8 protein-coding genes are annotated in these 11153 nt (G+C 65.2%); 2 read left to right on the forward strand and 6 right to left on the reverse strand.

Annotated features, from left to right (window positions below; genetic code table 11):
* Positions 1-7: 7 nt before the first annotated feature.
* Entirely contained in the window at positions 8-235 is a 228-nt protein-coding gene (locus tag DAES_RS16305) for a DUF1858 domain-containing protein (RefSeq protein ID WP_013516141.1), read from the forward strand.
* A 104-nt stretch (positions 236-339) separates the two neighbouring features.
* Here the strand turns inward: DAES_RS16305 and DAES_RS16310 are convergent, their stop codons facing one another.
* From DAES_RS16310 to DAES_RS17735, 3 genes are all read right to left on the reverse strand, one after another.
* Positions 340-1902: an ammonia-forming cytochrome c nitrite reductase subunit c552 gene (locus DAES_RS16310; protein WP_013516142.1), complete on the reverse strand. Its 1563-nt coding sequence runs from the start codon at positions 1900-1902 to the stop codon at positions 340-342.
* The gene (locus tag DAES_RS16315) at positions 1895-2371 is read right to left on the reverse strand and encodes a cytochrome c3 family protein (protein WP_013516143.1); all 477 of its coding nucleotides are present in this window, start codon (positions 2369-2371) and stop codon (positions 1895-1897) included. Before DAES_RS16315 ends, DAES_RS16310 begins: the two co-directional genes overlap by 8 nt.
* A 62-nt stretch (positions 2372-2433) precedes the next feature.
* Complete coding sequence (locus DAES_RS17735) at positions 2434-2676, reverse strand: hypothetical protein (protein WP_157864887.1); 243 nt, start codon at positions 2674-2676, stop codon at positions 2434-2436.
* Between DAES_RS17735 and DAES_RS16320 the strand changes: the two genes are divergently transcribed.
* Positions 2666-3304: a TetR/AcrR family transcriptional regulator gene (locus tag DAES_RS16320; RefSeq protein ID WP_013516144.1), complete on the forward strand. Its 639-nt coding sequence runs from the start codon at positions 2666-2668 to the stop codon at positions 3302-3304. The two genes, DAES_RS17735 and DAES_RS16320, sit on opposite strands and share 11 nt — an antisense overlap.
* Here DAES_RS16320 and DAES_RS16325 read toward each other — a convergent pair.
* The 3 genes from DAES_RS16325 to DAES_RS16335 form a co-directional block, all read right to left on the reverse strand.
* Entirely contained in the window at positions 3301-6402 is a 3102-nt protein-coding gene (locus DAES_RS16325) for a hypothetical protein (protein ID WP_013516145.1), read from the reverse strand. The two genes, DAES_RS16320 and DAES_RS16325, sit on opposite strands and share 4 nt — an antisense overlap.
* Before the next feature lie 217 nt (positions 6403-6619).
* Positions 6620-9706: an efflux RND transporter permease subunit gene (locus tag DAES_RS16330; protein WP_013516146.1), complete on the reverse strand. Its 3087-nt coding sequence runs from the start codon at positions 9704-9706 to the stop codon at positions 6620-6622.
* Positions 9703-10911, reverse strand: coding sequence for an efflux RND transporter periplasmic adaptor subunit (locus DAES_RS16335; RefSeq protein ID WP_013516147.1), 1209 nt, complete (start codon positions 10909-10911; stop codon positions 9703-9705). The genes DAES_RS16330 and DAES_RS16335 overlap by 4 nt, the downstream gene beginning before the upstream one ends.
* Positions 10912-11153: the final 242 nt, after the last annotated feature.

Genomic DNA, 11153 nt, shown 5'->3' on the forward strand with positions numbered 1-11153 from the left:
AACGGCCATGAACGCGTCCGGCATCACCGGAGCCATGACCCTGCTGGACGTGGTCCACGCCCACCCGGCCACCGAGCCGGTCTTCCGCTCCCGCGACGGGCAGGCCGGGGTCTGCCTGCTCTGCGCGGCCCTGTTCGAGACCCTCGAAAGCGTGGCCGCCACCTACGGCCTGGACCTCGACGCCCTGCTGGCAGACCTGAACCGGGCCGCTGCCCTGCCCGCTGCCGACCATTGATCCCGCCGCGCCACCGCGCCTGACAAAAGAAGATCGGGACACCGGCATCATGCCGGAATCCCGATCTTTTCAATAAACGATCAGTTATCGTCAGCCAGGGAACATCAGCTCCCGGCGGCAGGCGGGACGAGCCGCGTGTTGGAATCCCAGATCATCTCTTTTTCCGGCAGCAGCGGGATATACTTGAACCACGTGTGGCTGGCCATGTGCTCCGGGCTCTGTTGCAGCTTGCGGCTGTGCTCCAGGATCGGGGGCACCAGCTCCTTGATGTCGCCGGACAGGGCCTCGGCAGTGGTGAAGGCAGCGGCCTGGATGGCGATATCCACCGCCTTCTGGCTGTACTGCTGCGACTTGGCCAGGGTGTCGAGCGCCTTGGTCGGGTTGTGGAAGCCCACGCTGTTCTCGGCAGAGATCAGATCCCAGAAGAACTGGCCCTTGCGGCACATCTCGCGGGCGGCGATCATCAGCTGGTCGTAATCGGCGGGCTTGTCGCCCTCGAACTCGGCGGCCATGCGGATGGCCTCGTGCGCCTTGACCGAGATTTCCTGGGCCGTGAGCAGCTGCTCCCAGACCTTGTGCTGGGTGTAGAGCACGCGCTCGCGCAGGTATTCCGGCGACTTGTCCGTGTGGCACTGGCGGCACGCCTTCATGTCCTGGTCCTTGAGGGGCGAGGTCCAGTGGTGGTTGGATATCTTCTTCTTGCCGTCCAGACGGGCATAGCTCATGTGGCAGTCGGCGCAACTCACGCCAGCCGCGCCGTGCACGCCGTTGAACCAGGTCTCGTACTCGGGATGCTGCGCCTTGAGCATGGGCGTCTTGGACACGGGATGGACCCAGTCCACGAAATTGCCCTCAAAGCCGGGAATCTCGCCGTTGCCGTGGGACTTGTAGTAGGTGTACATCTCTTCCGGGTCCTTGCCCTCGGCCCACGGGAACACGGGCTTCTTGGCCGGACCCATGCCCACGTCGGTGAAGTAGTACTCCACGTGGCACTGACCGCAGACCAGGGCGCGCTTGTCGTTGCGCGGCAGATCCTTGAACTCCTTGCCCTCAGCCTTGAGCTGGTCCTGGAGGGGTTCGGAATAGAGGCGCAGCTCCATGTTGGTCGGGTCATGGCAGTTGGCGCAGCCGATGGTGTCCTCGTCCAGGTCGAACTTCTCGCGGAACTCGTTGAAATCCTTGGCCCAGAAGTCGTCGCCGTACTCCTTGACCATGTCCATCATCCTGGGGGTCTTGCAGTTCCAGCAGGTGGCTGGCAGCCCGGCCTTCTCGTTGTAGCGGTCGAGCCGGTCGATGTGCAGGATGTCCTTCATGGCATAGGTGTGGCCGCGCGCGGCGCGGTACTCGTAGCTGAAGGGATAGCCGAGCCAGAGGTTCTTCAGGTACGGCTGGGCGTGCTTGTACCCTTCGGGCAGCGGGTTGACGTTGTCGTTCTTGCTGTAGGCCACGGACCCGCCGTACTCGGTCATGATCTCGGACTCGTTGTTCCGAAGATACGTCTCGTAGTGCAGCGGGAATTCCGGCTTGAACTTGGAGTTCGACCGCTCGTCCACCGAGAGTTTGGTCTTGAACACCGGAGTCTCGGGTTCGGACACCTCGGAACAGGCAGCCAGAGCCAGCGCGCACAGGGCGGCCAGCAGGGCGAAAAGGGGTATGACTCTACGCATCGGCGGCGCTCCTTTCGGCTACGGGGATTTTCGGCATGTGGGGCACATGGCGGTGGCAGTCGGTGCAATACTGTTTGCTCTGCATGACCACCGTGGAGGTAGTTTCGGCATGACAACGCAGACAGTTGGCCTGGGTCACCTCTTTGGTCTCGCCGCCTGGATGGATGAGATCGGGAATGGTGCTGGTGGCGGTCACGTAGATGTCCCGCATGCCCTCCTTGGACTTGAACGGAATCTTGACCACGAGGTTGTACGGGGCGTGGCACTCGTTGCAGGCCAGTTTGGCGTGGACCGATTTCTTGTGCGTCAGCGCGGCCTCGGCCATGGAGTGGCAGCTGCCGCAGAACACGGCCTGATCCGTGGTATGCATGGCCAGGGCCACGCCCACGGTGAGCACGATGCCGCCGATGGCTGGCAGCAGGACGTAGAGCCACCTTCGACCGCCAGGGTCGTCTTTCTTGAAAATCATCCTCCCTCCCCTCCTTTTCGAACATGGAACAATGCTGTACCTTGAGACCTCGGAATCAAACCTCATTCTGGTGACCCCAGGAGCAGCGGGCTGCGCCCGGCGTTGCAGATAATTTTGTAGACCATTACCATCAAATCGGTGTCTTGGGAAATTTGTTCGAAAAAAATAACACCCTTGCGACAGCGCATTGCGAACTCCAGACCGCCGAAGGTGCCGCCGGGCTCCCGAATCCTTTCCAATCCTGTATGACAAAAACAAAGTGAGCAGGCAATCACTTTTTTTGGGGAAACACGCATGAAGACCATGCCCCGATACCTGCCCGCGGATGACCGGCGGGCCATGACCGTCCGGACCGTGCTGGAGCTGGCCGCCACCACCAATCCGGCGGACATTACCACTGCGGCCATTGCCGCGCGCATGGGGCTGGCCCAGAGCGCGCTGTTCCGCCATTTTGCGTCCAAGGACGCCATCTGGCAGGCGACCATGGACTGGGTGACCGGGCAGATCCTGGAACGGGTGCGACGCGCCGCCGACCAGGCGGCCACGCCCCTGGCCGCGCTGGAGGCAGCATTCACGGCCCATTTGGAATTCGCCATGGAATACCCCGGCGTGCCGCGTCTGGTCTTCAGCGAGTTGCAGCGCACCGGGCGCACCCAGGCCATGGAGACGGTCCAGGCCATGCTGGCCGACTACCGGAAGATGCTTGAAAAGGTGATTGAACAGGGCAAGGCCCAGGGGGAAGTGGCGTCCGAGGTGGCCGCGCCCTCGGCAGCGGCCATGTTCATCGGCACCATCCAGGGGCTGATCATGCAGGCCATGCTCACAAATGACATGCCCCGCCTGGGCCAGGCCGCGCCCGCAGCCTTTGCCCTCTTCCGCCGCGCCCTTGAGGCCGGAAATTCTTCGGGGTCGAGCCCGCTTCCCGCCGACTAGTCCGCCTCATCTCCGGCAGCCACCGGCCTTTGGCCGGAAGACCCTGATCCGCCCAGGCGCAGGAGCATGGCGTCCAGGGCCCTGAGGTAGCCGGGGTAGCGCATGAGGTAGAAGGACAGGGCGCGCGAGAAATTCTTGCCCACCATGCCATCCACGAAGAGCTGCGACACGTCGCGCTCGCGCATGAGCACGTGCTGGGACACGAAGAAGATGCGCCGCTCCTCGGGCTTCATCTCGCGCAGGAGAGCCTTGAGCGCCGTGGCCGCGCGCGGCTGGTACATCCAGAAGGTCAGCAGGTCCAGGGCGTTGAGCATGACCGCCTTGTCCAGCTCCTCCTTGATGCCGCGCCGCGCCTCCAGCTCGCGCACCTCGCGCACAAAGGTTCCGGGATCGGCCATCATGCGCTGCATGTCGCGCTCCGGGAAGAGTCCCTCCAGCCGGGCATACACGGACAGCACCTGGGCGATCTTGCCCCGGTAGTCCCAGACGCGCATGTGGACATTGGCCCCCCGGTCGACCAGCCCCTCTATGGCGCCGCCCACGCAGTCGGAGGCCAGCTTGGAGATGACTGCGGCCCACTGTTGCAGCACCGGATCGACCGCTGCCACGCCAAACGAGGCCAGCAGCCCGCCCGCGGCCCAGTTGAAGCCCACGGCCAGGGGGATGGACAGGGCGCTGCGGAAAAGGTTCCAGAAGGCCGCCTTGCCGGGCAGCCCCCGGAAGACGTTGTGGCTGAAGATATAGAGGCCGTTGGTCACCCCCATGACTGCGTAGAGCAGGACCGGATTGGTGGCCGTGGTGATCCCGAATCCCGCGTCGAGCAGCACGGACTTGCACAGCCAGTCCAGCAGCGGCACGGAAAATCCCGTGAACATGAGCGAGTCCGCGATGCGGCTCCAGTTGACATACTGGTGCCAGCGCAGCAGCGACAGGCTGCCGAAACCGCCCCCGCCCATGACCGACTGGATGACGTTGCGCCCGGCAGTGATGCCCAGCCAGATGAAAGCCCCGAAGTAGGCCAGCAGCCACCAGTCCTGGGATAAGGAAAAGGTCAGGAAGGCGGGGATGAACCCCACCAGCACCTTGAGCCAGTTGCGCAGCGTGGTGTTGAGGTAGAAGGGCGTGAGACGTTCGGCCCGCTCCCGGACCGCCTCGCCGGACAGGGTCAGGTCGTTGGACGGGTCCACCTGTCCGCCGAGCATGACCAGGTTGCCGCACCGGCCCGGCGTGACACGGGTGTGCTCCGAGAGGTAGTCCACCTCGCGGCTGCGCACCAGCCGCCGCAGCAGGGGCACGCGGCCCAGCACCGTGATCGCGGCCCGGCCCAGGGGCGTGACCGCGCTCCTGGGGGTGTAGGTGTGCCGCTCGCGCACGGTGGTGGCCACGGGCAGGCACAGGGACCGGAAACCGCGCGCGCGATGCAGCAAGGCCCTGACAGCCCGGACTGGCAGGGTTTCTAGAATGGCGAACCCCATGCCGAAGTTGCGCGAGGAGTGCCCGGTGGACCCGCTGCCGATGCAGGTGTGCAGGTGGTTGTGGGCATACAGCCCGGCCAGGGTGTTGATGTCCGAGAGGATCTCCCGGAGCTTGACCGCCTCGTCGCTCTCGGCCTTGCAGTCCATCTCGCCCAGGCAGAGCTGGTCGATGTTGTCGAGGATGATGCGCTTGAGGGCCACCACATCGCCGGAGTTGAGAGCCTCGCGCAGCTCGCCCAGGGCCTTGCCGTCGCGGAACCGGTTGTCCACCAGATCGCGCAGGCTGAACAACTCCAGATGGTTGATGAGCCCCCGGCAGTCGTAAAGCAGCTCGATCACGTCGGCCTGGGTCAGGTCCACGGTGTTGAGCACGAACCGGTTGACCGAATGCAGCCCGCGCAGCCGGGTCATCAGTTCCAGAGGCGACAGGGTCAGGAGTTCGGGATCGTCCGTTGCGGGCAGCAGCGGGTTGGGCAGGCCGGGGTTGTCGCCGGGCAGCAGATAGCGCTGCACAAAGGTGTCGGCGTCCAGGGCGTCCAGGGCGTCCACCTGCATCTCGATGTCACGCCGGGTTTCGGGATCGGCGGTCTGGGCGAATTCCTGGCGCAGGACAGCCACGCGCTCGCGCATCAGCGGCAGGGCGGTCTTGTGGATGAATCCGCCAAGGTGAACCAACGAGGGCTGTCCAGAGCCAACGTACCCATCGAAATCGGCCCGTTCCAGCCGGGGCAGGTCCAGGCCGAACTCGCGCATGATGGACGAACGGTGGTTGCGGTTGAAGGACTCCAGGACCGCATAGACGTACCGGCGGCGGCACAGGGAGACCTCGCGGCCCTGGTCCATGAACGCGCGCACCGGCTCGGACTCCAGGAACCGGAGGTAGTCGCCGTCTTCGGTAAACCCCTTGGGCTCCCAGATGATGTTCACGAACCGGTCGCGGTGCCGGGCGGCCAGCTCCACCCCCACATGGACCTCGACTCCCATGATCCGGGCCGATTCCAGCAACTCGCGGGCCACATCCGGCCTGACGAAGTTGTAGTGGACCACGGTCAGCCGCCGGATGCCCTTGATCCAGGCGTCCATGATCAGGTGCGTGGGCGATTTGCGCCCCTTGGTGTTGGCGTCGTGCACCCGGTCGTCAAAGGCGACCTGGTTCCACTCCTCAGGCATCTCCATGAGGTGGTATTTCCTGAGCTGGGCCAGGATGATGCGCGGCTTTCCCGTGGCGGCCACCCGAAACTCGTGGGCCAGCTTGAGCTGCTCCAGGCTGCCGCTTTTGGCGCGCACCAGCTCCTTCATGATCTGGATGAGCACCCGGGCCGTGTTGCGGCGCATGGGGCCGGTGGGCGAGGTCAGCACCTCGTCGCGCAGGGCGCGCAGGGATTGCAGCCGCTCCCCGGCCCGGCCCGTCTCCAGCGAGCCAATGAGGCTGACCACGGCATAGGCGATGCGCAGATTGCCCGTGGAGGCCAGGGTCTTGATGCCGTGCGGATGCAGATACGGCTCAAGCAGCGTCTTGACGTCCCGTCCGGGGCGCTTCTCAGGGTCGAGCACGTCATTGACGATGCCGAGCAGCCGGTGGTCCGACGGATCGAAGAAGATGCGGGGAATGCGCGGGATCATGAATATCCTTTTCTCCCGGCGCGAGGCAAAGCGACCGGGCAGGCGTAACCTGATTGTCTAAATCTCGTTCTTCTTTTCACAATTCCAGTGATCCTGTTGCAATGTCAAGGAAAGGCTGCCGGAAACACAACGCCGCCACCCCGAGCCGCAAGACAGGGAAAGGGCCGGAACGAGTCGTTCCGGCCCCTTTCCATTGCCATGGGACAGCGGCCCGGAGCTACTCGATGCCGCGCCTGAAGAACCGGCGCAGCCGCTGCTGGGCCGAGTCGAGGTACATGTAATAGACCGGGGTGAAGTAGAGGGTCAGGAGCTGCGAGACCACGAGCCCGCCGACCACGGCCAGGCCCAGCGGCCTGCGGGCCTCAGCGCCCGCGCCCATGCCCAGGGCAATGGGCAGGGTGCCCATGAGCGCGGCCATGGTGGTCATCATGATCGGCCTGAAGCGGATGAGCGCGCCCTCGCGGATGGCAGTGCGGGCGTCGGTGCCCGCCTTGCGCTGGGCCTCTACCGCGAAGTCGATCATCATGATGGCGTTCTTCTTGACGATGCCGATGAGCATGATGATGCCCACGAACCCGTAGATGTTGAGATCCACCCCGAAGACCATCAGGGTGGCCAGCGCGCCCACGCCCGCCGAGGGCAGGCCCGAGAGGATGGTCAGCGGGTGCAGGAAGCTCTCGTAAAGCACGCCCAGCACCAGATAGATGACCAGCACGGCCAGGGCCATGAGCGCCCACAGTCCGGTCATGGAGCTCTGGAAGGCCTGGGCCTCGCCCTGGAAGCTGGTGCTGACGGATGCGGGCACCAGCTCGCGCCCCAATGCCTCGACCTTGTCCACCGCCGTGCCCAGCGACACGCCGGGCCGCAGATTGAAGGAGACGGTGGCCGAGGGCAGCTGGCCGGAGTGGTTGATGGAGAGCGGTCCCACGCCCATCTTCCAGGTGGCCAGGGTTTCAAGGCGCACCAGCCTGCCGGACTGGGAGCGCACCGAAAGCATGGCCAGGGCCGCGGGGTTGGCCTGATACTCCGGGGCCAGCTCCATGAGCACGTCATAGGTGTCGGTGGCCGCGTAGATGCTCGACACCTTGCGGTTGCCGAACGAGGTGGCCAGGGCATCCTCCACCTGATAGGCAGTGATGCCCAGGGCCGACGCCTTGTCGCGGTCGATGGTGATGTGCAGCTCCGGGTTGCTGAACTCCATGTCCGAGGTCACGTCCTGAAGCTCCGGGATGGCGCGCATGCGTTCTTCCACCTGGGCGGCCACACTGAACAGTTCCCCGGTGTTGGGGCTTTGCAGGGTGTACTGGTACTGCCCCTTGGAAGCGCGCCCGCCGATGCGAATGGGCGGCGGATTGCTGAGAAACACGCGGATGCCCGGCACCTGGGAGAGCTCGCGGCGCAACCGCTGGAGCACGGTGTCCGCGTCATCTGTCCGCTCGTCGCGCGGCTTGAGGCTGAGCATCAGCCGGCCCGAGTTGTTGCCCCGGTTCGGCCCGCCGCCGCCCACCACGGACATGTATCCGTCCACGGCCTCGTCCTTGCTCACGATCTCCATGAGCTGCTTCTGGCGCGCCACCATGGTCTCAAAGGGCACGCCCTGCTCGGACTCGGTGGTGACCTGGAGCTGGCCGATATCCTCACTGGGCAAAAAGCCCTTGGGAATGACCTGGAACAGGTAGACCGTGGCCGCCAGCACAACAAACGAGAAGAGCATGGTCAGCCGGTGGTGGCGGATGGTCCAGTCCAGGGTGACGCGGTAGGTGTCGCGCATGGCGTCGAACCCGCGCTCAAAGGCGTTGTAGAGCCTGCCGTGGCGCTCGACCCGGTTGGGCCGCAGGATGAGGTTGCAGAGCATGGGCGTCAGCGTCAGCGAGACAAACCCGGAAATGAGGATGGCCGCGCAGATGGTCACCGCGAACTCGTGGAAGAGCCGCCCCACGATGCCGCCCATGAAGAGCACGGGCAGGAAGACCGCGGCCAGGGAGATGGTCATGGAGACGATGGTGAAGGTGATCTCGCGCGAGCCGTCGAGCACGGCCTCCATCGGCGTCTTGCCCATCTCGGTGTGGCGGACGATGTTTTCGAGCATGACGATGGCGTCGTCCACCACAAAGCCCACGGACAGGGTCAGGGCCATGAGCGAGATGTTGTTGAGGCTGAACCCGGCCAGATACATGACCGCAAAGGTGCCGATGATCGACATGGGCAGGGCCAGACTCGGAATGACCGTGGCCGAAACGCGGCGCAGGAAGAGAAAGATGACCAGGATGACCAGAATGACCGTGAGGGCCAGGGTGAACTTGACCTCGTGGACCGACTCCCTGATGGACTGGGAGCGGTCGTAGAGCACGTCGAGCGTGATGGCTGCGGGCAACTGGGCCTGGAACGCGGGCAGGAGCGCGCGCACGGCCTCGACCACCTCCACGGTGTTGGTGCCGGGCTGGCGCTGGACAGCCAGGACCATGCCCGGCGTGCCGTTGTACCAGTTGAGCCGCCGGGTCTCCTCCACGCTGTCGAGCACCTGGGCCACCTCGCCCAGGCGAACCGGGGAGCCGTTGCGCCAGGCAACCACCAGGGGCCGGTAGTCGTCCGCGCTCATGAGCTTGCCGCTGGAGCGGACCACGTATTCGCGCGCCGGTCCGGCCACAGTGCCCACCGGCAGGTTGACGTTGCCCTGGCGCACGGCCTCGGCCACCTCGTCCACGCCCAGCTCCTTGGAGGCCAGGGTTTCGGGGTCGAGCTGGATGCGGACCGCGAACTTCTTGGAACCGTAGACCATGACCTGGGCCACGCCGCTGACCATGGAGATGCGCTGGGCCATGACGTTCTCGGCGTACTCGTTGACATCCGAGAGGCGCATGGTGGGCGAGGACAGGGCCAGGTAGAGAATGGGCGAGTCCGCCGGGTTGACCTTGCGGAAGCTGGGGGACTGGGTCATGTCGTTGGGCAGCTTGCGCAGGGCCGTGGTGATGGCCGACTGCACGTCCAGGGCCGCGTCGTCGATGTTGCGTTCCAGGTCGAACTGCAAGGTGATGTTGGTGGACCCGAGGTTGCTGACCGAGGTCATGGAGTCGAGCCCGGCAATGGTGGAGAACTGCTTTTCCAGCGGGGTGGCCACGGACGAGGCCATGGTCTCCGGGTTGGCCCCGGCCAACTGGGCCTGCACCTGGATGGTGGGAAAGTCCACGCTGGGCAGGTCGCTGACCGGCAGGCGGAAATAGGCCATGACGCCGAAGATGAGAATCGAGGCCATGACCAGGGTGGTCATGACCGGGCGACGCACAAACAGGGCGGACAGGCTCATTGGGCAGTCCCCTGGGCCTTTGCGGCGGGGGGCGCTGTGCCGGAAACCACTGCCGCGCCCATCGCATCGGGGCTGGCCTTCCTGATGGAGACCTTTGCTCCCGGAGCCAGGGAGACCTGACCGTCAAGGACCACCAGCTCCCCTTCCGCCACGCCCGCGCTGACCACGGTACGCTCGCCCAGGATGTGCGCGGAGACCACGTCGCGCGCCTCGGCCACGCCTGCCGCCGGGTCTGAGGCATCTGGCCTGATCACATAGACATAGGACCCGCCAAGCCCCTGCATCACGGCCCTGGTGGGCAGCAGCAGGGCATCGTCGATGGTGCGCAGGGTCAGGTCCACCCGGGCGAACTGGCCGGGCCACAGCCGGTTGTCGTCGTTGTGGTAGGCGGCCAGCAGGCGGATGGTGCCGGTGGCCGTGTCCACCGCGTTGTCCACAGCGGCCAGCCGGGCGGTCACCGGACCGGTCTGGGACCCGGAGGGGGTCACCTCCACGGACATCTCGCCCTGGGCCAGCCTGTCCATGACCTCGCCCAGAAACCGCTCTGGCAGGGCAAAGGAAATATTGATGGGCCGGATCTGGTTGATGACGCACAGGGTGCGGTCGTCGTTGGCCTTGATGACGTTGCCCTCGTTGACCTGGATGATGCCCACCCGGCCCGAGATGGGAGCAGTGATGGCCGCGTACTCGCGGTCCAGCCGGGACTGGGCCAGAGTGGCCTCGTTCAGGCGGATGGTATTCTCAAGGGCCGTGGCCTCGGCATAGGTGTCGTCGTACTGCTGCTGGGCGACCACGTTCATGTCGCGCAGGGTCGAGTAGCGGCGCAGGTTCTCGCGCGCCTTGACCAGATGGGCGCGGTCCCTGGCCAGCCGGGCCTCGGCCTCGAGCACGGCCAGATCGAACGAGCGCGGATCAATGCGAAAGAGCAAATCGCCCTTGCGCACGTCCTGTCCGTTGACCACCAGCTGCTCCTCAATGATGCCGCCCACCCGCGACTTGATCTCCACCGAGGCCAGCGGGACCACGTTGCCCACCGCGCCCAGGGTGTAGTCCACATCCTCGCGGACCACGGCCACCACGGTCACGGGCACGGATTTGTCGGCCTGGGGCGCCTTCTTGTCCGGGCCGCAGCCCGGCAGCACCGGCAGCAGGCACAGAAAACACAGCACAACGAGACGCGAACGCACGCAAAGAATGTTTGTCATGCCAGTGGGTTCCAGGAACCGGCACCCAGGGCAGCCGGGTGACGGAGGACGCGCGGACAGGGGCCGCTGAACGAACAGGCGCGGGGACACAAATGCCCCAGACGCGAATCGGGACAGGACATGGGCTCGTCGCGCATGCGGCTCCTCATCTCTTGTGGCGGGGATATGCCGACCCCGACGGGATCGACGCCTTGTTTTCACGGGGTGCTTTCACGGACAGTGGCGAAAGAGACACCCCGTGT

This window comes from Pseudodesulfovibrio aespoeensis Aspo-2, from assembly GCF_000176915.2.
Taxonomy (GTDB): Bacteria; Desulfobacterota; Desulfovibrionia; order Desulfovibrionales; family Desulfovibrionaceae; genus Pseudodesulfovibrio; species Pseudodesulfovibrio aespoeensis.